The organism is Streptomyces sp. NPDC001744 (genome assembly GCF_042892575.1).
In the GTDB taxonomy this organism is placed as follows: Bacteria; Actinomycetota; Actinomycetes; order Streptomycetales; family Streptomycetaceae; genus Streptomyces.
Genome location: NZ_JBIAUG010000019.1, coordinates 37,544 through 55,954 on the forward strand (window position 1 = coordinate 37,544; position 18,411 = coordinate 55,954).

Here is an 18,411-nt window from a genome sequence, read left to right on the forward strand (position 1 = left end):
GCTCATCTCCCCGCGAGGACGTGGCGGACGGTCCGGACGAGCCGTGCGACGGGGCCGGGCCGGCGGCTGCCGGAACGGTCCTGCCACCATGCGGTGAGCCGCTGCCGCGCCACGGGGTCCTCGGGGCGGCCTGCGGCCAGCAGGTGCTCGGTGAAGCCGAGCGCGTCCCTGCGGTAGTTCCCGGTCATCGGGCGGGACCTGGCGTACGCGAGGAACGCGGGCCGGAACCCGTCGCCCAGGATCTCCGGCAGCTCCGGCGCGACCTTGGCGACCACCCCGGCCCGCTTGGCCGCGAGCGCCCGGCTCTGCACTCCGAGCCGCCGGCTGTCGAACCCCTCGGGCGCGGGCGTCCCGGCGACCAGCGCCGAGAGCAGGGACGCCTGGGCGAGACCGACCCGCTGACGGACGTTCGCGCCGGGAACGACCTCCCGCACGGGGACGGCCTCCCGCGCGGACGCGGACGCGGGTACGGAGGCGGACGCGGTCCGGGGCGGGAGAACGGGCACGGGCGCGGGCGCCGGCACGGACACCGGAGGCGCCGCCGGGGCGGCTCCCGGCATCGGCCCGCCGGAGACGCGCGCGCCGGCCCCGATGAGCAGGGGCCGCGCGGTCGCCGGGGGCCTTCCGGCGCCCGCCTCCCGGCGGGCGGCCGCCTCGGCCACCGTCCGGCGGACCACCGCCAGCTCCCCGGCCAGTTCCCCGGCCGGCGGGAAGTCGTCGTCCCGCTCCAGGAGCACTCCCGGCGGCGAGACCCGGGACACGAGGTCGGCGAGCACGTCGAGGACCGGGCGCGGCACGGGATGGGCGTGGGTGTCGTGCCACACGCCGTCCCGTTCGACGCCGCCCGCCACGTGGACGTACGCGATGGCCTCGACGGGCAGTCCGGACAGGGCCCGCGCCGGGTCCTCGCCCCGGTTGACGCGGTTGGTGTGCAGGTTGGCGACGTCGACGAGGAGCCGTACCCCCGTGCGTTCCACCAGCTCCGCGAGGAACTGCCCCTCCGTCAGCTCCTCCCCGGGCCAGGACAGGAGGGCGGCGATGTTCTCCAGGGCGAGGGGCACGGGCAGCGCGTCCTGCGCGGCGCGCACGTTCTCGCAGAGCACGTCGAGCGCGTCCCACGTGCGGGGCACGGGCAGCAGGTGGCCCGCTTCGAGCGCCGGGGTCGCGGTGAGCGGCCCCCCGGCCCGTACGAACGCGATGTGCTCCGTGACCAGCGGCGCTCCCAGCGCCAGCGCCTTCTCCCCGAGCGCCGCGAGCCGTGCCGGGTCGGGCCGGTCCGCACCCCCGAGCCCGAGCGAGACGCCGTGCGGCACGACCGTGACGCCCCGCCGCCGCAGCCGGACCAGGGAGTCGGGCAGGTGGCCGGCGCAGATGTTCTCCGCGACGACCTCCACCCAGTCGAGACCGGGCAGTCCCTCCACCGTCTCCGCGATCTCGGGACGCCAGCCGATGCCGATGCCGAGTTCCGTCATGTCCCCCATGGCCCCCATGTCCCCTTCCTTCGGTCCTCAGTTCTCCGGTGATGGCCCACGCGGGAACGTCCGAACCCCCGGGGGGACACGTTCAGAGGTTCCCTTGAGGTTCCCGGACCCCCGGGCCGGGGAACGCCGACACCACGGTCGCCGACCCCGGCGCGATCTCCGTGAAGCCCGCGTCGCGGACCACCGGGAGGCCGCTCGTCGTGAGGGCGGCCCACTTCTCCGCCGGAGCGGTCCGCACGGCGAGCGGGAAGCCCGCCCTCCGCCACGCCTCGCGCTCGGCGTCCGCCATGGCCCACCAGAGGAGCTGGGCACCGTGCCCGGCCTGCGCCATCGACTTGCCGGCCGACATGCCGAGGTCCGGGTTGAACCACAGCACCGCCGCCCCCTCCGGCACGGGGCCGGGGGCGGCCGGGTCGTCGAGGTCGGTGCCCGAGACCTGGAGACGGGCCAGGTCCTTGGGCCAGCCGTCGAGCGGGACCGGCGGGAAGACCCGTACCTCCGCCTCCGCGCCGGTGACCGTGATCCCGGGGAGCGCGCACGCCCGGCGCCACTCCGCCCCGCGCGCCCGGCGCACCACCTTGCGGATCCGGGCGTCCTGCCAGTCGGTCATGGCCCGCGCCCACGCGCCCCCGCCGAGGGAGCGGTCGTCGGTCAGGATCTCCAGGACGGCCCGTGCCGCCGTCTCCAGGGCGTCGGTGCGGGCCGGGGGCGCGTCGCGCTCGATCCGGACGACCAGGGGGAGGACGAACTGGGGCTTCTCGTCGCGGAGGCCGGCACCGTCACCGGCATCGGTCCGGACGTCGGTGTCGGTACCGGAACCGGTACCGGAATCGGTGCGGAGATCGGTTTCGTCGCTGCTCACCCGGCAAGTCTGCCACCGGTGTGACGGCCTTCCTTGTGGGGAGCGGCACTCCGGGGCCAGGATGCCCTTCATGAAGAGCGATCTTTTCTCCGGCGAGCACCTCGCCGAGGCGGCCACCTTCCCCGGGATGACCCTGCAGAACGCCAAGTCGGTCAAGTACGCCGTGAACGGCGAGATGCTCGCCCGCCAGGGCTCCATGATCGCCTTCCGGGGCAACCTCCAGTTCGAGCGCAAGGGCCAGGGCATAGGCGGCCTGCTCAAGCGGGCCGTCACCGGTGAGGGCCTGCCGCTGATGGCCGTGCGCGGCCAGGGCGAGGCGTGGTTCGCCCACGAGGCGCAGAACTGCTTCGTCGTCGAGATCGAGCAGGGGGAGGCGTTCACGGTCAACGGCCGCAACGTCCTCTGCTTCGACGCCACCCTCCAGTACGAGATCAAGACCGTGAAGGGCGCCGGCATGACCGGCGGCGGCCTCTTCAACTCGGTCTTCTCCGGTTACGGCAAGATCGCCCTGATCTGCGAGGGCAGCCCGATCGTCATCCCCGTATCGCCGCAGGCCCCGGTGTACGTGGACACGGACGCCGTCGTCGGCTGGAGCGAGCAGCTGCACACCTCGCTGCACCGTTCGCAGTCCATCGGCTCGATGATCCGCGGCGGTTCGGGCGAGGCCGTGCAGCTCAAGCTGGAGGGCCAGGGCTTCGTCGTCGTCCGGCCCAGCGAGGCCACCCCGCAGAAGCCCACGGCCGGTTGAGGCTGGAGGGGGCCGGGCGCCGGCACGGCCCGCGGGGGCCGTGGGTGCTGCGCGGGGTCGATCTCGCCTTGCCCGCCGCCGCCCTCGTCCGGGTCACCGGCGCCAACGGCACCGGGAAGTCCACGCTCCTGCGCCTGCTCGCCGGCGTCGACGCGCCCACCGAGGGACGCGTCACCGGCCGCCCGGCCCGTACCGCGTACGTCCCCGAACGGTTCCCGGCCGCGCTGCCGTTCACGGCCCTCGACTACCTCGTCCGCCTCGGCCGCGTCCAGGGCCTCGGCCCGGCGGAGGCGCGGACCCGGGCGGGGGAGTGGCTGGAGCGGTTCGGGGCGGGCGAGCACGCCCGTACCGGACTCGCGGCGCTGTCGAAGGGGACCGCCCAGAAGGTCGCCGTCGCCCAGGCGTTCCTCGCCGGCCCCGCCCTCCTCGTCCTCGACGAGGCGTGGACCGGGCTGGACACCGGGGCCCGCGGCGCGCTCGACGCCGCCGTCCGCGAACGCCGCGCGGCGGGCGCGACGGTCGTCTTCGTCGACCACGACCCGCGCCGCCTGCGGGGCGAGGCGGACGTGGTGTACGGGGTGGCGGCGGGCCGGGTGGAGCCGGGCCGGGAGCCCGTGGGGGAGGACCCCGGTGACCCCGGTGACCTCGTGCGCGTCGTCGCCTCCGGCGGGCGGGCGCTTCCCGGTGGCCTCCCGGGCGGCCCGGCCGTCGCGGCCGGACCGGACGGCACCACCGTCCTCACCGTGGGGGCGTCCCACTCCGACGCGCTGCTCGGCGCGCTCCTCGCCGCCTCCTGGCACATCCACCGGCTGGACACCGGGGCGCGCGCGGAGACGTCCGGGGGAGGGGTCCGGGCATGACGGCGCTGCTGCGGTACCAGACGGGTCTGCTGTTCCGCTCCCAGCGGTGGCTCGGGCCGTTCCTCCTGTACGCGGCCTTCGTCGGCGCCGGTGTCCGGGCGGGCGAGCCCGTGCTCGACGCGCTCGGCTTCACCGCCGCCGCCCTGCTCCCGGTGACCGCCTGGACGGTGCGGACCTGCCTCACCCAGGAGCCGCCCGCCGCGCGGAGCGTGGTCGCGGCGGCCGCCGGCCGGAACCGCGCGCACCTGGCGGCGGTCCTCACCGGGACCGCCTGGCCGGTCCTTTACGGGGTGCTCGCCGTCCTGGGCGTGGCGGGCGCGGGCGACAGGGGTCGTCTCGCCCTTCCCGCCGTCGTCACCACCGGGCTCCTCGCGGCGCTGACCTGCGCCCTCACGGGCGCCGCCGTGGGCACGCTGGCCTCCCGCCCCTTCCTGCCGGCCGCCGGCCGGTCCCTCTCGGCCCTGCTCCTCGGCTCGCTCCTCGCCTTCGTGGTCACCGGGTCCCCGGCGAAGCACGCCATGACGGCCCTGGTCACGGGCGCCCGCACGGCGAGCGCCGATCCGCCCCGGCTCGCCTGCGCGGGCGCCCTGGTCCTGGCGGCGGCGACGGCGGCCCTCTCCTGCCGGGCCACGGCGCGCCTGGAGTGAGGGCGCCGGGGAACGGGGACGGACCGTCGTGTCCGCGCGGACGGCGGTCGCGCCGAGGACCGGGCGGTGTCCGGGCGAGGGGCGACCGCGTCGAGGGTCAGGCCGTGTCCGCGCGGGCGGCGACCGCGTCGAGGATCAGGCCGAGGGTCGTCTCGAACCGGTCGTCCTCGTCGGCCTCGGCCAGATACGGGGCGACCGCGGCCAGGTGGGGGTAGAGCGCCGGAGAGACGGCCAGGTACTCCCGCCGCCAGGCCATGCGGTCCCCCTCACGGGACCGGCTGTCGAGCGCGGCGACGGCCGCCTCGTGGGAGGAGAGCGCCAGGGCCGTGTCGACGAGCGAGCGGTAGTAGCGGGCCGCGTCCCGCTCGCCGAAGCCCGCCTCGCGGAGCGCGCCGATGACCACGTCCGCCCCCCGGAACTCCGCCGAGCGCCGGGAGACCCGGGTGGCGGCGGACAGGGCGACCTGGGGATGGGCGAGGCAGGCCGCGCGCACGCGCCGCGCCAGCGACTCCAGCGTCCGCCGCCAGTCTCCGGCGGGCGCGAAACCGTCCAGGGCCTCCTCGATCAGCCGCTCGGCGAGCCCGAGCAGGATCTCGTCCTTGCCGGTGAAGTGCCGGAGCACGGAGGTGTGGTTCGCCCCCAGCTCGCTCCCGAGCCGGCGCAGCGTCAGGGCGTCGGCCCCCTCGCGCTCCACCAGGGCGAGCGCGCCGTCCAGGATGCGCTTCCGGTTCAGCGTGGTGGACGGCGGGCGGCCACGGCGGGCTTTCTCCCGGGGCTCGCCCTGACCTGCGGATTCCGTCATGAACGCCATCCTATCGGCCGTCACCCGGGCTTCCCCGGCGCGCGCGGGGCGGCGAGGGGGTCCGCGCGCCGGGCCGTTCGCCCGCGGAGGCCCGTGACGTCGAGCCCGCCCGCGGGGCTCCGCGCCGGGCCGTTCAGCCGCGCGCGTCCAGCCAGGAGACGAGCGCGGTGAGGGCGGCCACGGTCTCGGCGTCCCGCTCCAGGTCGTCGGCGGTGGGCCAGGCGCTGGTCTTCACCACCACCGCGTCCGCCACGGGGTCGATCCAGAGGAACTGCCCGTGAATGCCCAGCCCCGTGAAGGCGCGGTGCTCGCCGCCCAGCGTCCACCACTGGTTCGCGTACCCGTAGTGGGCGGGGAGGCCGTCGCCCAGCGCTCCGACCTCCAGGTGCGGCAGCCCCGTTCCCCGGCCGCGTTCGACCCACGCCGCCGGGACGACCTGCCGCCCGTCCCGCTCCCCGCCGCGGGCCAGCAGCAGTCCGAGCCGTGCCAGGTCCCGGACCGTCGCGTTGAACGACCCGCCGCCGAGCGCCACGCGCGGACGTCCCCGGGTCAGGAAGTAGTAGGCGTCGCTCTCCGCCCCGGCCGGGTCCCACAGGCGCCGGGCCGCGCAACGGGCCAGCGGCTCGCCCGTCGCCGCTTCGAGCACCTGGCCCAGCACCTGGGTGTCGAGCGTGGAGTAGTTGAACGCGGTCCCCGGCGCGGCGGCGCGCGGCAGCGAGCGGATGACGTCCAGGACCGACCCGCCCCCGGTCACCGCCCGTTCGAAGCGGTTGACCGGCGCGTCGGGGTCCGCGTAGTCCTCGACGCCGCCGACGCCGCTGCACATGTCGAGGAGGTGGCCGACCGTCGTTCCGTCGTAGGCGGAACCGGCCAGCGCGGGGAGGTGGGAGACCACCTGGTCGTCCAGGCCGAGCGCGCCCTCCTCCCGCGCGATGCCCACCAGGACCGACGTCACCGACTTCGTCAGGGAGAACAGCTGGAACCGGGTGTCCGGCGAGGCGAAGACCCCCGGGTACGCCTCGTGGACCAGGGCGCCGCGGTGGACCACCGCGAACCCGGTCGTGTGCGTGCGGCGGTGCAGATCGTCCAGGGTCCGCCACCGTCCGCCGAACGCGTAGCCGAACCCCTCCAGGGCCCCTTCCCGCCGGGCGAGGGGCCGGGGGCGGGCGGAGCGCGGCACGGTGTCGACGGGCATCAGCACCGACATGTGCGTGAACGTCCACTCGTTGACGGGCCGGCTCGTCGCCACGGTCCCCTGGTTGCGCCACAGCCAGGCCGCCCCGGCGGCCAGGCCCGCGCCCGCGACCACCGCGCCTGTGAGTCCTCGCGCCCCGAGCGCCATGTCCGCCTCCGTCCTCTCGTGGTTCCTTTTTGTGAACCATTGGTGACAGCGATGGTGTCACCACTGGTTCACAAAGGCAACGCGCTGCCGGGTCCGCCCGGATCAGCCCCTCATCAGGTCCGACACCTTCACGAAGCGGTAGCCGCGGGCGCGCAGCTCCGGGACGATCCGGCGGACGGCCCGTTCGGTGGCGGGGGCGGCGCTGCGCGTGCAGTGCATGACCACGAGCGAACCGGGCCGCACCCCGTCGAGCACCTGCGCGGCCACGGCGTCCGCGTCCTCGGCGAAGGCGTCGCCGCTGACCACGTCCCACTGGACCGCCGTGACCCCGACGGGCCCCAGGGCGCGCAGGGCCGCGTCGTCGTAGCAGCCGCCGGGGAAGCGGAAGTACGGGACGACGTGGACGGCCCCGGCCTTCCGGAAGGCGTCGAACGCGCGCCGCACGTCGGCCGCCATGGCGGGCCCGGGGACGGTGGGCAGGCCGTAGCAGGGGGACGAGAAGGCGTGGTGGCTGTACGAGTGGTTGGCGATCTCGAAGCGGGGGTCGCCGCCGATCGACCTGGCCTGGTCCGGGTACTCCTCCGCCCAGCGGCCCGTCATGAAGACGGTCGCGTCCACCTTCAGGCGGCGCAGGGTGGCGATCAGCTCCGGGTTGTCGAACCGCTCGCCGCGCGCCGCCCGGGGACCCTGATCGGCCGTCATGTCGGCGTCGAAGGTGAGCGCCACGACCTTCTCGGCGCTCCTGGGGGAGTGCGCGGCCCGGCGCGTGTAGACGGGCGCGCGCCCGCCGGGGCCGGGCGCCATGGTGGGCGGGGCCGCGCGGTGGGCGGCCTCCGGCCCCGGCCCCGTCGCCGCCCCGGGACCCGGCTTGGGCCCGGCGGTGGCGCTCGCGGGGGAGGAAGGGGCCCCGGCCGCCGCCGGGGTGGTCGGAGCCTTCGGGGAGACGCCCTCCCCGCAGCCGACGAGAACGACCCCGAGGAGGCCAAGGATCGCCGCTTTTCGTACAGGAATGTTCACGATCGGAAGTTATCCGATCAAAGTGATAAACGCCTGCGACGCGACAGCGAGAACGCCCCGGTCCACCGGGAGGCGGAGAGGGGCGTCGGCCGGACGGCGCCGCTCACGAGGCCAGCAGGCGCCTCCGGCTCTCCTCCACGTCGAAGTCCCCCGGCGGATACTTCGGGTCCAGCTCCTCCAGGTGTTCGAGGAGCAGTTTGCTGATGGCCCAGTTCCGGTACCACTTGCGGTCCGCCGGGACGACGTACCAGGGGGCCGTGTCCGTCGAGCAGCGTTCCAGCGCCAGCTCGTAGGCCCTGCGGTACGCGGGCCACAGGGCCCTCTCCTCGATGTCGCCCGTGCTGAACTTCCAGTGCTTGTCGGGGTCGTCGAGCCGTTCGAGGAGACGGGCGCGCTGCTCCTCGTACGAGAGGTGCAGGAAGACCTTCACCACCGTGACCCCGTCGTCCGCGAGGGACTTCTCGAAGCGGTTGATCCGGCCGTAGCGCCGCTTGATCTCGGAGCGGGTCGCCAGGCCGTGCACGCGCGGGACGAGGACGTCCTCGTAGTGCGAGCGGTCGAAGATGCCGATCTCGCCCGGCCCGGGGAGGGCCTTCTCGATCCGCCAGAGGAAGGGATGCGCCCTCTCCTCCGGCGTCGGGGCCTTGAAGGCGCGGACCCGGCAGCCGGACGGGTTGAGGAAGCCGATCACGTGCTTGACCGTGCCGCCCTTGCCGCTGGTGTCCATGCCCTGCAGGACCAGGAGCACGCGGCGCCGGTCCCCGGCGGTGCTCGACGCGTACAGGCGCTCCTGGAGGCCGGCCAGGCGCGGGCCGAGGTCCGCGGTGGCCGCCGTGCCGTCCGCCTTGCGGGCGGGACCGGCCGGGATGCCGCGGGGGTCGTACGAGGAGAGGTCGATCCGCTCGCCCCCGGGGACGCGCAGGACCTCGCGCAGGACCGGCTCCCGCTCCCCGCCCGCGCGCTCCTTCCCGGTGGCCCCCTTCCGGGACTCCTTCTTCCGGGACTCCTTCTTCCCGGTGTCCTTCCCGCCGTTCTTCTTCGTCATCGGGCTCCCCTTCCGTGGCGCCGGTCGCCTTCCCCCGATCCTGCGCCGCAACCGGACCGCCCGCGAGCGGGGTCCGGGCGGGCTCCGGGGGAGGCCGGGCCGTCTCCGGGAAGGGCGGGCGCCCCGCGCACGCGGGGCGCCCGCCCGATGCGGAAACGATTCAGCGCCAGGGGCCCGTCACCGCGAACGTCGTTCCCGGCGTGTAGCAGTTGACGTACATCGTGCTCCGGTCCGGGGAGAAGGTGACCCCCGCGAACTCCCCCCACTCCGGCTCCTCGGCGGTGCCGATGTTCTGCCTCCCCCGGGCGACCGGGTAGACCTCGCCCCGTTCGCTCACCCCGTAGACGTGCTGCGCGCCCCCGCCGTCCTCGCAGACCATCAGGCCCCCGGACGGCGCCAGGCAGATGTTGTCCGGCGACTCGCCCGGCAGCTGGACGTCGGTGTCGGGGCCGAAGACCACGACCAGGGTCAGCCGCCGCCGGTGCGGCTCGTACTTCCACACCTGGCCGAAGTGCGTGGCCGCCGAGCCGTCCTTGGCCCGCGCGAAGGACGACACGAAGTAGACGGCCCGGCCGCCCCAGTAGCAGCCCTCCAGCTTCTGCGCGTGGGTGATGCCCTTCGGTCCGAAGTCCTGGAACCGGATGGGCGTTCCGGAGGCCAGCGGGTCCGGTACGGGGACCCACTCGACGCCCTCGAAGCGGGCGCCGGTCTCCTGGATCACGGAGAGGTCGGGGACGTCCGGGACCCGCATCGCCTCCAGGACGCCGCCCGCGCGCAGCGAGCCCGTGCCGCCGAGCGGCTTGTGGGGCAGGAAGCGGTAGAAGAGCCCGAAGGGGCGGTCGAAGGCGTCCTCCGTCTCGTACACGATGCCGCTGCGCGGATCGACGGCGATCGCCTCGTGCTGGAAGCGGCCCATGGCGGTGAGCGGGACGGCGCCCGTGCGGTGCGGGTCGGCGCCGTCCACCTCGAAGACGAAGCCGTGGTCCTTGGTGTAGCCCTTCGTGCCGGCCCGGTCCTCGGTCTCCTCGCAGGTCAGCCAGGTGTTCCAGGGCGTGGGTCCGCCCGCGCAGTTGACGGCCGTGCCCGCGATGGCGACCCGTTCGCCGAGGACGTTGTTCCGGCCGTCGAGTTCGAGGGCCGTGCAGCCGCCCTTGGCCGCCGGGTCGTACGTGAGCCCGGGGACGGTCGGGACGCCGAGCTTCGCGGTGGTCTTGTTCTCGTGGTTGCGGACCAGGTGCACCCGGCCCCGGCGCCCGGGGAGGGCGGCCATGCCGTCGTGGTTGCCGGGGACGGGGCCCTCGCCCGAGCGGAGCGGGTCGCCCTGCCGGGAGAGGACCTTGTAGCGGAAGCCGGCCGGCAGGTCGAGGAGACCGTCGGGGTCGGGGACGAGGGGGCCGTAGCCTCCCCGGGGCACGTGACCGCCGGGCACGGCCGGGGCGCCGTGGCCCCCGGGCGCGGCCGAGGCGCTTGCGGCGAAGAGTTCGGAGAGGGCGCCCGTGAAGGCGATCCCGGCGACGGACGCGCCGGTGCGGGACAGGATCTGACGTCGTGTTGCGGACATGTGGCAACAGCTCCCCTGCTGGCGGACAGGATGTGACGCTCCGCGCACGCCTCGTGGTGCTCGTGTGACGTGCGACCCGCATGTGTGTATCACGCACTGTGGTGGCGCGTGAACCATGCGGGCCGCAACGGCTCCGCGCGGCGCGGAACCCGTCCCCCGGCCGGGGAGGGATCAGGCCAGTTCGGCGGTGAGCGTGATGGTGGTGCCCGAGAGCGCCTGGCTGACCGGGCAGTTCTTCTTCGCGTCCTCCGCGACGGACCGGAACTCCTCCGCGCTCATGCCCGGGACCTCGCCGCGCACGGTCAGGTGGATGCCGGTGATGCCCTCGCCCGGCTGGAAGGTGACGTCCGCCTTGGTCTCCAGGCGGGTCGGCGCGTTGCCGGCCTTGGCCAGGCCGTTCGAGAAGGCCATCGAGAAGCAGGAGGAGTGCGCGGCGGCGATCAGCTCCTCGGGGCTGGTCTTCCCGTTCGGCTCCTCGGACCGGGCGGGCCAGGAGACGTCGTACGAGCCGAGGCCGGAGGAGTCGAGGGTGACGGTGCCGGAGCCCTTGAGGAGGTCGCCCTGCCAGACGGTGTGGGCGTGACGCACGGTGGCCATGGTGGATCCCTTTCGATCGGATACGGCCCCCAAGCTACTGCGCGACGAGCCCCTTCGCGTCGCGGGCGAGCGCGGTGAGCCGCGAGATCGCCCGGAAGTACTTCTTGCGGTACCCGCCGTTCAGCATCTCGTCGCTGAACAGCCGGTCGAACGGGAGGCCGGAGGCGAGGACGGGTATCTCGCGGTCGTAGAGCCGGTCGGCCAGGACGACGAGCCGCAGCGCGGTCGACTGGTCGGGCACGGGCCGCACGTCGGTGAGGCAGACGGCCGTCAGGTCGTCGGTCAGGGCGCCGTACCGGCTCGGGTGGACCCTGGCCAGGTGCGCCAGCAGGTGCGGGAAGTCGTCCAGGGAGGCGCCCGGCGTGGCGTACGCGGTCTCCGTGACGGTCTGGTCGGAGTACGGCGCCGGGGCCTCGGGCAGGCCCCGGTGGCGGTAGTCCTCGCCGTCGATCCGCAGCGGCCGGAAGTGGGCGGAGAGCCCCTGGATCTCGCGGAGGAAGTCGGCGGCGGCGAAACGGCCCTCGCCGAGCTTGCCGGGGAGCGTGTTGGAGGTGGCGGCGAGCGCCACGCCCGCCTCGACCAGCTTGCCGAGGAGGCTGGAGACGAGGACGGTGTCGCCCGGGTCGTCCAGCTCGAACTCGTCGATGCAGAGGAGCCGGTGCCCGCTCAGGGTCTTCACGGTCTGCTGGAAGCCGAGCGCGCCGACCAGGTTGGTCAGCTCCACGAAGGTGCCGAACGCCTTCAGGGCGGGCTCGGCGGGGGTCGCGTGCCAGAGCGAGGCCAGGAGGTGGGTCTTGCCGACGCCGTACCCGCCGTCCAGGTAGACCCCGCGCGGCCCGGTGGCGGCGGCGGGCTTCCGCGCGAACCAGCGGCGCTTCCCGGCGCCGGAGGCGTGCGCTCCGCCCAGCCCCTCCGCGAAGGCGCTCAGGACCTCGACGGCCCGCGTCTGACTGGGCTGGTTCGGGTCCGGGACGTACGTGTCGAAGCGCACGGAGTCGAAGCGCGGCGGCGGCACCATCTCCGCGACGAGGCGCTCGGCGGGGACGCGGGGCTCCCGGGAGCAGAGCGAGAGCGGGGCCGCTGCGGAGGAGACGGCTTCGGTGAGGGCACGGGTCGACACAGTTCCCCACTGTAAGCGCCGTGTCAGACTGCCTGACATGCGACGCCTGTTTCCTGTGACGGACACGACAGCCGGACCCGCCCGAGGGGCCGCGACGGACCCGGCGGCCGCGCCGGTCCGCGGGACCGCGGCGGACGGGACGGCCGCACCCGCCCGCGCGACCGTCCCGGAGGACGGCGACTGGTCCCTCGACGCGCTCGCCGACGCCTACGCCTACCCGGAGGGCGACGCCCCCTGGCTGCGGGCCAACATGGTCTCCTCGCTCGACGGCGCCGGCCAGCACGAGGGGCGTTCCCAGCCGCTCTCCTCCGAGACGGACATGAGGATCTTCGGCACCCTGCGCGGGCTCGCCGACGTGATCGTGGTGGGTGCGGAAACGGTACGCCTGGAGGGGTACCGCCCCGCCCGCGCGCGGGAGGCGTTCGCGGACCGCCGGGCCGCCGCAGGTCAGGGCCCGGCCCCGGTGATCGCCGTGGTCAGTGCCTCCCTCGACCTGGACTTCTCGCTGCCCCTCTTCACCGCCCCGTCGGTGCCGACCCTGGTCCTCACCGGGACCGGCGCGCCCGCCGACCGGGTGCGGGCGGCCCGGGAGGCGGGGGCGGAGGTGCTGTTCGCGGGCGACGGGACCCGGGTGGAGCCGGCCCGCGCGCTCGCCGCGCTCGCGGAGCGCGGGCTCCGGCGCCAGCTCACCGAGGGCGGGCCCCGGCTGCTCGGCCAGTTCGTGGCGGCGGGGGTCCTGGACGAGCTGTGCCTGACGATCTCCCCGACCATGACGGCGGGCGACGCCCAACGGATCGCCGGGGGGCCCTCGGTGGCCGTCCCGACACGCTTCCGGGTGGCTTCCGTACTGGAGCGGGACGGCTTCCTCTTCACCCGCTACCTTCGGATCTGACAATCAGCGGAATTTGCCGTTCCGCTTCCCGTCCGCTGGGCACACTTATGTCGCAGACCCCGTGCGAACACGGGGAAGGATGGTTTCCGCAGAAGGGCTCCCGAGGTGTTCACAAGCGTTCTGATGATCGAGAAACCGCTGACGTCCGTGGACGTGGAATTCGTCACCACCCTCCACGGCGACGAGGACGTCTCCTTCATCGTTCTGATGCAGCCGCGCGGTGACCAGGCCGATGTACTGCTGCGCGCCGTCGACGACGTCGCCCTGGGCGAACTGAAGGAGGCGACCCGCGAGGGCGACGAACCGGAGGGCGAGGAGGCCCGCCCTCCCGCGGAGCACGCCCTGGAGCTGTCGCTCCGGGCGCTGCGGGACGCCGGCTGCGAGGCGGTCGGCCAGGTCGTCGAGGCCCACCCGCTCGACAAGATGAAGGCGGTGGTCGAGGAGGCGGCGGCGGACGAGGTGATCGTCCTCACCGCCCCGCACTACGTGGAGGAGTTCTTCCACCGGGACTGGGCCTCCCGGGCCCGCCACAAGGTCGGCGTCCCGGTGCTGAAGCTCTTCGCCCACAGCGAGTAGCCGGCGGGCGGCCGGGCCCGCGCTCCGTGCGGGGCGCGGGTCCGTGCCCCGCCGGGCGGACCCGCCCCGAACCACTAGGCTGAAGGCTTCCACGTACGCCACCCACCCGGGGAGAGATCCGCATGGCACCCGCCATTCCCGCCGCCATGGAACGGCCGCACTTCATCGGCATCGGCGGTGCCGGGATGTCGGGCATCGCGAAGATCCTCGCCCAGCGCGGCGCCAAGGTCGCGGGCAGCGACTCCAGGGAGTCCCCGACCGCCGAGGCCCTGCGCGCCCTGGGCGTCACCGTGCACATCGGCCACGCCGCCGAGCACCTGGCCGACGACGCCTCCGCCGTGGTCGTCTCCAGCGCCATCCGCGCCGACAACCCCGAGCTGGCCCGCGCCGCCGAGCTGGGCATCCCCGTCGTCCACCGCTCCGACGCGCTCGCCTCCCTCATGGACGGCCTGCGCGCGGTCGCGGTCGCCGGCACGCACGGCAAGACCACCACCACGTCCATGCTGGCCGTCGCCCTCGGTCACCTCGGCCTCGACCCCTCGTACGCCATCGGCGGCGACCTGGCGGGCCCCGGGACCAACGCCCGGCACGGCGCCGGCGAGGTCTTCGTCGCGGAGGCCGACGAGAGCGACCGCAGCTTCCAGAAGTACGACCCCGAGGTCGCGATCGTCCTCAACGTCGAGCTGGACCACCACGCGAACTACGCCTCCCTGGACGAGATCTACGAGTCCTTCGAGGCGTTCGCCGCCAAGATCCGCCCCGGCGGCACCCTCGTCGTCGGCGAGCACGCGGGCGCCCGCGAGCTGGCCCGCCGGGTCGCGGACCGCGAGGGCCTGGAGATCGTCACGGTCGGCGAGTCCGAGGGCTCCGACGCCCGCATCCTGAGGATCGCCCCGAACGGCATGAAGAGCGAGGTGACCGTCGCCCTCGACGGCACCGAGCACACCTTCACCGTCTCCGTCCCCGGCCGCCACTACGCCCACAACGCCGCCGCCGCGCTCGCCGCCGGTGCCCGCGCCGGCGTCGACCCGGCCGAGCTCGCGCAGGCCCTCACCGCCTACACCGGCGTCGGCCGCCGCCTCCAGCTCAAGGGCGAGGCCCGGGGCGTCCAGGTCATCGACTCGTACGCGCACCACCCCACCGAGATGACCGCCGACCTGGAGGCCATGCGCGGCGCGGCCGGGGACTCCCGCCTGCTCGTCGTCTTCCAGCCGCACCTCTTCTCCCGCACCCAGGAGCTGGGCGTGGAGATGGGCCAGGCGCTGGCCCTCGCGGACGCCTCCGTCGTCCTCGACGTCTACCCGGCCCGCGAGGACCCGATCCCGGGCGTCACCAGCGAGCTGATCGTCGAGGCGGCCCGGAGGGCCGGCGCCGACGTGACGCCCGTCCACGACAAGGACGCCGTGCCGGAGATCGTCGGGGGAATGGCGGGCCCCGGCGATCTCGTTCTCACCATGGGCGCGGGCGACGTCACGGACCTCGGCCCGCGCATCCTGGACCACCTGTCGAAGTAGCGCGAAGCAGCAGAGGGAGCGAGCTCATGGCGTACGACGTCGAGAAGCCGGACGAGCAGTGGCGCGCGGAGCTGACCCCGGAGGAGTACCAGGTGCTGCGCCGGGCGGGCACCGAGCCCGCCTTCCGCGGTGAGTACACCGACACCACCACCAGGGGCGTCTACTCCTGCCGGGCGTGCGGCGCGGAGCTGTTCACGTCGAACGAGAAGTTCCCCTCGCACTGCGGGTGGCCGTCCTTCTACGACCCGAAGGACTCCGACGCGGTCGAACTGGTCGAGGACCGCTCCCACGGCATGGTCCGCACCGAGGTCCGCTGCGCCCGCTGCGGCTCGCACCTGGGCCACGTCTTCGAGGGCGAGGGCTACCCGACCCCCACGGACCAGCGGTACTGCATCAACTCGATCTCGCTGCGGCTGGAGCCGGCGGAGGGCTGAGAGGGCCCGGGAGCCCGGAGGGGCGGGGGCGGGGACGGTTCCGGCCGTCCCCGCCCCCGCCCCTCCGCCGTTTGCCGGTACGGCAACTTCACGTGCCCTTCCGGCACGGCTCCGGGCACCATCGTCGCAGCGGCCCGTGCACCGGGGCGGGCCGCACGGCCCGGGGTGCGGCACCGCGGGCACGGCACCACGAGCGACGGGAGGCGTCCGATGGCGGGACACCACGAGCACGGCCGGAACGGCACGCACGACGAGCGGGCGGCCGCCGCGATGTTCGAGCCGGCGGGCTGGGACGAGCGGTACGCGGGGCAGGAGAGGTTCTGGAGCGGCGAGCCCAACCCGCAACTCGTCGCCGTCGCCGGTGAACTCGCCCCCGGGACCGCGCTCGACGTCGGGTGCGGAGAGGGCGGCGACGTCGTCTGGCTGGCCGGACGGGGCTGGCGCGTGACCGGCGCCGACTTCTCGGCCGAGGGCCTCGCCCGGGCCGCCCGCCACGTCGAGCGGGCCGGTGTGGCCGACCGCGTCGACTGGTGGCGGACCGACGCCCGGACCTTCGACGCCGACGGCCGCTCGTACGACCTGGTCACCAGCCACTACCTGCACGCCCCCGACGGCGGCATGGTCGGGGTGACCCGCCGCCTCGCCGCGGCCGTCGCCCCGGGCGGGCTGCTCCTGGTCGTCGGCCACGCGCCGTCCCCCGTGTTCACGCGGCTCTCCGAGAGCCACCGCAAGGCGATGTTCCTGGCGGCGGAGCTCCTCCCCGGCCTGCCGGACGACTTCGAACCCGTCGTCGTGGAGCAGCGCGTCCGCACGCTCAAGCGGGACGACGGCCCGGTCGAGGCCGAGGACTCGGTCCTGCTGGCCCGCCGCACGGAGCGCTGAACCCGCCCCTCAGGACCCCGTTCCGGCGGGCCCGCCCACGACCGTGAGCAGGTCCACGACGAAGACCAGCGTCGAGCCCGCCGGGATCAGCGGAGAGGGCGACTGCCTGCCGTAACCGAGGCGCGGGGGAACGACGATCTCGCGCCGGCCGCCGACCCTCATCCCCCTCACTCCCCGGTCCAGGCCCTTGACGGCCTTGCCGCCGCCCACGGCGAACTTGAACGGCCGGCCCTCCTCCCAGGAGGAGTCGAACTCCCTCCCGGAGGCGAACGCGACCCCCACGTAGTGGACCCGGACGACCCTGCCCGGCCGCGCCTCGGGCCCGTCCCCGACCACCAGGTCCCGGACGGTCAGCTCGGTGGGCGGGTCGCCCTCCGGGACCTCGACCACGGGCTTCGTCGGTTCGCTCATCGCGGTCCCCTCGCACGGACGGCCGCACGGACCTCCCGCACGGCAGACGATCACGCTACCGGCAACGTACGCGCCCGGCGCCGGCCGGGAGAGCGGCCGACGGCCGAGGAAGCGCCCCGCTCAGTGGACGGAGAAACCGCCGTCCACGAAGAGGGAGTGGCCCGTGACGTACGCGGAGGCCGCGCTCGCCAGGAAGACGGCGGCGCCCGCGAAGTCACCGGGCAGTCCGTTGCGGCCGGCCAGCGTGCGGGCGGCGAGCGCGGCGACCTTCTCCGGGTCGGAGGAGAGGCTCCGGTTGAGCGGGGTCATCACGAACCCCGGGACCAGGGTGTTGACCGTGACCCCGTACGGCGACCACGCCTCCGCCTGCGAACGGGCCAGCGACTCCAGGGCGCCCTTCGACACCCCGTACGCCCCGCTCTGCACGAACGCGCGGTGCGCCTGCTGGGAGGTGACGTGGATGATCCGCCCGAAGCCCCGCTCGGCCATCCCGGGCCCGAACCGCTGGCCGAGCAGGAACGGCGCCTCCAGGTTCACGGTCATCGTCGCGTCCCAGACCTCCTCGCCCAGCTCGCCCAGCGGCGGGCGGAGGTTGATCCCCGCCGAGTTCACCAGGACGTCCGGCTCCCCGAAGACGGCCGCCGCCTCCTCGGCCCCGGCCCTGATGCCCTCCCGGGTGCTCAGGTCCGCGCTCACCCAGGCGGCGCGGCAGCCCTCGGCCGTCAGCTCGTCCACGGTCGCGACGAGTTCGGCCTCCTTGCGCGCGAGCACCACCACCTTCGCCCCGGCCCGCGCCAGGGCCCCGGCGACGGCCCGGCCGATGCCCGAACTGCCTCCCGTGACGAGGGCGGTGCGCCCGTCGAGGGAGAAGAGGCCGGAGAGGTAGTCGGCCGGGGTCGTGCCCATGGTGGTGCTCCTTGCGCGTCGTACGGTGTTCAGGCCAGCCGGGTCAGGAACGCGGTCCAGGCGGTGGGGGAGAGGGCGAGCTGCGGACCGGTGACGTTCTTGGAGTCGCGGACGTGGACGGTGGAGGGGCAGGAGGCGACCTCTACGCAGTTGTCGCCGCTGCCACTGCTGTAGCTGGACTTGTGCCAGGAGAGGGCGACTTCGACGCAGTCGTCGCCGCTGCCGCTGCTGTAGCTGCTCTTGAACCAGGCCAGGTCTGTGGTGCTCATAGTGCTCCTCGGATCTCCCGCAGCAGGCTCACGGACTCCTCGAAGGACAGAGCCTGTGTCCGCATCCTGGCATACCGCTGCTGGAGGACGCTGACCGCTTTGGGGTCCGAGATCATGTGGCCGGTCTCCTGACCTTCGGAGTAGGCGTGCCACGCGTTCTCCGGGGTTTCCAGGAGGCGCAGGGGGCCGCCGAGACCTGCGTGGTAGCCCCGTGACTGCGGCATGACCTGGATGTCGATGTTGCGCCGCCCGCACAGGTCGAGGATGTGGTCGATCTGCTCGCGCATGGCCTCCGGGGCGCACACCCGGCGGCGCAGCGCGTGCTCCTCGATGATGAAGCTGTAGATCGTGTGAGGACGCTCCGTGAGGATCTTCGTCCGCTCCATGCGGGCCGTCAGATGGGACTCGATCTGGTCGTCACCCATCGCCGGGATCTGTTCCTCGG

General features: G+C 74.4%; 21 protein-coding genes. 8 read left to right on the top strand and 13 right to left on the bottom strand.

Annotated features, from left to right (window positions below; genetic code table 11):
* Nucleotides 1–2: 2 nt before the first annotated feature.
* Together ACFYZY_RS21985 and ACFYZY_RS21990 are read right to left on the bottom strand one after the other, a co-directional pair.
* Entirely contained in the window at nucleotides 3–1,481 is a 1,479-nt protein-coding gene (locus ACFYZY_RS21985) for a DUF692 domain-containing protein (protein WP_388696962.1), read from the bottom strand.
* A gap of 82 nt (nucleotides 1,482–1,563) precedes the next feature.
* A complete protein-coding gene (locus ACFYZY_RS21990) occupies nucleotides 1,564–2,343 on the bottom strand; it encodes a peptidyl-tRNA hydrolase (RefSeq protein ID WP_388696691.1) in 780 nt (259 codons plus the stop codon).
* A gap of 70 nt (nucleotides 2,344–2,413) precedes the next feature.
* Here ACFYZY_RS21990 and ACFYZY_RS21995 point away from each other — a divergent pair, with 70 nt between their 5' ends.
* From ACFYZY_RS21995 to ACFYZY_RS22005, 3 genes are read left to right on the top strand one after another with little or no spacing between them, the layout of a single operon-like run.
* Nucleotides 2,414–3,091, top strand: coding sequence for an AIM24 family protein (locus tag ACFYZY_RS21995; RefSeq protein WP_388696693.1), 678 nt, complete (start codon nucleotides 2,414–2,416; stop codon nucleotides 3,089–3,091).
* Nucleotides 3,088–3,951 carry an ATP-binding cassette domain-containing protein gene (locus ACFYZY_RS22000; RefSeq protein ID WP_388696696.1) on the top strand — a complete coding sequence of 288 codons (864 nt, stop codon included), beginning with the start codon at nucleotides 3,088–3,090 and terminating at the stop codon, nucleotides 3,949–3,951. The genes ACFYZY_RS21995 and ACFYZY_RS22000 overlap by 4 nt, the downstream gene beginning before the upstream one ends.
* Nucleotides 3,948–4,598 carry an ABC transporter gene (locus ACFYZY_RS22005; RefSeq protein WP_388696699.1) on the top strand — a complete coding sequence of 217 codons (651 nt, stop codon included), beginning with the start codon at nucleotides 3,948–3,950 and terminating at the stop codon, nucleotides 4,596–4,598. Before ACFYZY_RS22000 ends, ACFYZY_RS22005 begins: the two co-directional genes overlap by 4 nt.
* Before the next feature lie 97 nt (nucleotides 4,599–4,695).
* Here ACFYZY_RS22005 and ACFYZY_RS22010 read toward each other — a convergent pair whose 3' ends face one another.
* The 7 genes from ACFYZY_RS22010 to zapE form a co-directional block, all read right to left on the bottom strand.
* Nucleotides 4,696–5,400, bottom strand: coding sequence for a TetR/AcrR family transcriptional regulator (locus ACFYZY_RS22010; RefSeq protein WP_388696702.1), 705 nt, complete (start codon nucleotides 5,398–5,400; stop codon nucleotides 4,696–4,698).
* A 133-nt stretch (nucleotides 5,401–5,533) separates the two neighbouring features.
* Nucleotides 5,534–6,742 (bottom strand): serine hydrolase domain-containing protein, encoded by a 1,209-nt coding sequence (locus ACFYZY_RS22015; RefSeq protein ID WP_388696704.1) that lies wholly within the window; start codon nucleotides 6,740–6,742, stop codon nucleotides 5,534–5,536.
* Nucleotides 6,743–6,844: 102 nt separating this feature from the next.
* On the bottom strand, nucleotides 6,845–7,759 hold the full coding sequence (locus ACFYZY_RS22020; protein WP_388696707.1) for a polysaccharide deacetylase family protein: 915 nt from the start codon (nucleotides 7,757–7,759) through the stop codon (nucleotides 6,845–6,847).
* Between the two features lie 103 nt (nucleotides 7,760–7,862).
* Nucleotides 7,863–8,804 (bottom strand): PPK2 family polyphosphate kinase, encoded by a 942-nt coding sequence (locus ACFYZY_RS22025; protein ID WP_388696711.1) that lies wholly within the window; start codon nucleotides 8,802–8,804, stop codon nucleotides 7,863–7,865.
* 160 nt (nucleotides 8,805–8,964) lie between these two features.
* Entirely contained in the window at nucleotides 8,965–10,365 is a 1,401-nt protein-coding gene (locus ACFYZY_RS22030; RefSeq protein WP_388696714.1) for an alkaline phosphatase PhoX, read from the bottom strand.
* Between the two features lie 171 nt (nucleotides 10,366–10,536).
* Nucleotides 10,537–10,962: an OsmC family protein gene (locus ACFYZY_RS22035; protein WP_388696716.1), complete on the bottom strand. Its 426-nt coding sequence runs from the start codon at nucleotides 10,960–10,962 to the stop codon at nucleotides 10,537–10,539.
* 34 nt (nucleotides 10,963–10,996) lie between these two features.
* Entirely contained in the window at nucleotides 10,997–12,082 is a 1,086-nt protein-coding gene (gene zapE / locus ACFYZY_RS22040; RefSeq protein ID WP_388696719.1) for a cell division protein ZapE, read from the bottom strand.
* Nucleotides 12,083–12,119: 37 nt separating this feature from the next.
* On the opposite strand from zapE, the gene ACFYZY_RS22045 reads away from it, so the two are divergent.
* The 5 genes from ACFYZY_RS22045 to ACFYZY_RS22065 all read left to right on the top strand — a co-directional run bounded on the left by ACFYZY_RS22045 (nucleotide 12,120) and on the right by ACFYZY_RS22065 (nucleotide 16,380).
* Nucleotides 12,120–12,974, top strand: a complete 855-nt coding sequence (locus ACFYZY_RS22045) for a pyrimidine reductase family protein (RefSeq protein WP_388696721.1) — start codon at nucleotides 12,120–12,122, stop codon at nucleotides 12,972–12,974.
* 105 nt (nucleotides 12,975–13,079) lie between these two features.
* Nucleotides 13,080–13,550: an indole-3-glycerol phosphate synthase gene (locus tag ACFYZY_RS22050; protein WP_388696723.1), complete on the top strand. Its 471-nt coding sequence runs from the start codon at nucleotides 13,080–13,082 to the stop codon at nucleotides 13,548–13,550.
* 122 nt (nucleotides 13,551–13,672) lie between these two features.
* Entirely contained in the window at nucleotides 13,673–15,064 is a 1,392-nt protein-coding gene (gene murC, locus ACFYZY_RS22055; RefSeq protein ID WP_388696725.1) for a UDP-N-acetylmuramate--L-alanine ligase, read from the top strand.
* A gap of 26 nt (nucleotides 15,065–15,090) precedes the next feature.
* Nucleotides 15,091–15,498, top strand: coding sequence for a peptide-methionine (R)-S-oxide reductase MsrB (gene msrB, locus ACFYZY_RS22060; protein ID WP_388696727.1), 408 nt, complete (start codon nucleotides 15,091–15,093; stop codon nucleotides 15,496–15,498).
* Between the two features lie 210 nt (nucleotides 15,499–15,708).
* Nucleotides 15,709–16,380, top strand: a complete 672-nt coding sequence (locus tag ACFYZY_RS22065; RefSeq protein WP_388696730.1) for a class I SAM-dependent methyltransferase — start codon at nucleotides 15,709–15,711, stop codon at nucleotides 16,378–16,380.
* Between the two features lie 9 nt (nucleotides 16,381–16,389).
* Here ACFYZY_RS22065 and ACFYZY_RS22070 read toward each other — a convergent pair whose 3' ends face one another.
* From ACFYZY_RS22070 to ACFYZY_RS22085, 4 genes are all read right to left on the bottom strand, one after another.
* Entirely contained in the window at nucleotides 16,390–16,791 is a 402-nt protein-coding gene (locus ACFYZY_RS22070; RefSeq protein WP_388696732.1) for an FKBP-type peptidyl-prolyl cis-trans isomerase, read from the bottom strand.
* Nucleotides 16,792–16,911: 120 nt separating this feature from the next.
* The gene (locus ACFYZY_RS22075; protein WP_388696735.1) at nucleotides 16,912–17,697 is read right to left on the bottom strand and encodes an SDR family NAD(P)-dependent oxidoreductase; all 786 of its coding nucleotides are present in this window, start codon (nucleotides 17,695–17,697) and stop codon (nucleotides 16,912–16,914) included.
* Between the two features lie 29 nt (nucleotides 17,698–17,726).
* Nucleotides 17,727–17,966: a DUF397 domain-containing protein gene (locus tag ACFYZY_RS22080; RefSeq protein ID WP_388696738.1), complete on the bottom strand. Its 240-nt coding sequence runs from the start codon at nucleotides 17,964–17,966 to the stop codon at nucleotides 17,727–17,729.
* Nucleotides 17,963–18,411 (bottom strand): DUF5753 domain-containing protein (locus ACFYZY_RS22085; protein ID WP_388696739.1); only part of this gene is annotated, 449 nt, incomplete at its 5' end. The genes ACFYZY_RS22085 and ACFYZY_RS22080, both read right to left, overlap by 4 nt.

Coding starts and splice junctions, on each gene's coding strand:
- ACFYZY_RS21985 (WP_388696962.1), bottom strand. CDS start 1,481: ATGGGGGACATGACGGAACTCGGCATCGGCATCGGCTGGCGTCCCGAG.
- ACFYZY_RS21995 (WP_388696693.1), top strand. CDS start 2,414: ATGAAGAGCGATCTTTTCTCCGGCGAGCACCTCGCCGAGGCGGCCACC.
- ACFYZY_RS22005 (WP_388696699.1), top strand. CDS start 3,948: ATGACGGCGCTGCTGCGGTACCAGACGGGTCTGCTGTTCCGCTCCCAG.
- ACFYZY_RS22010 (WP_388696702.1), bottom strand. CDS start 5,400: ATGACGGAATCCGCAGGTCAGGGCGAGCCCCGGGAGAAAGCCCGCCGT.
- ACFYZY_RS22015 (WP_388696704.1), bottom strand. CDS start 6,742: ATGGCGCTCGGGGCGCGAGGACTCACAGGCGCGGTGGTCGCGGGCGCG.
- ACFYZY_RS22025 (WP_388696711.1), bottom strand. CDS start 8,804: ATGACGAAGAAGAACGGCGGGAAGGACACCGGGAAGAAGGAGTCCCGG.
- ACFYZY_RS22030 (WP_388696714.1), bottom strand. CDS start 10,365: ATGTCCGCAACACGACGTCAGATCCTGTCCCGCACCGGCGCGTCCGTC.
- ACFYZY_RS22035 (WP_388696716.1), bottom strand. CDS start 10,962: ATGGCCACCGTGCGTCACGCCCACACCGTCTGGCAGGGCGACCTCCTC.
- ACFYZY_RS22045 (WP_388696721.1), top strand. CDS start 12,120: ATGCGACGCCTGTTTCCTGTGACGGACACGACAGCCGGACCCGCCCGA.
- murC (WP_388696725.1), top strand. CDS start 13,673: ATGGCACCCGCCATTCCCGCCGCCATGGAACGGCCGCACTTCATCGGC.
- msrB (WP_388696727.1), top strand. CDS start 15,091: ATGGCGTACGACGTCGAGAAGCCGGACGAGCAGTGGCGCGCGGAGCTG.
- ACFYZY_RS22065 (WP_388696730.1), top strand. CDS start 15,709: ATGGCGGGACACCACGAGCACGGCCGGAACGGCACGCACGACGAGCGG.
- ACFYZY_RS22070 (WP_388696732.1), bottom strand. CDS start 16,791: ATGAGCGAACCGACGAAGCCCGTGGTCGAGGTCCCGGAGGGCGACCCG.
- ACFYZY_RS22075 (WP_388696735.1), bottom strand. CDS start 17,697: ATGGGCACGACCCCGGCCGACTACCTCTCCGGCCTCTTCTCCCTCGAC.
- ACFYZY_RS22080 (WP_388696738.1), bottom strand. CDS start 17,966: ATGAGCACCACAGACCTGGCCTGGTTCAAGAGCAGCTACAGCAGCGGC.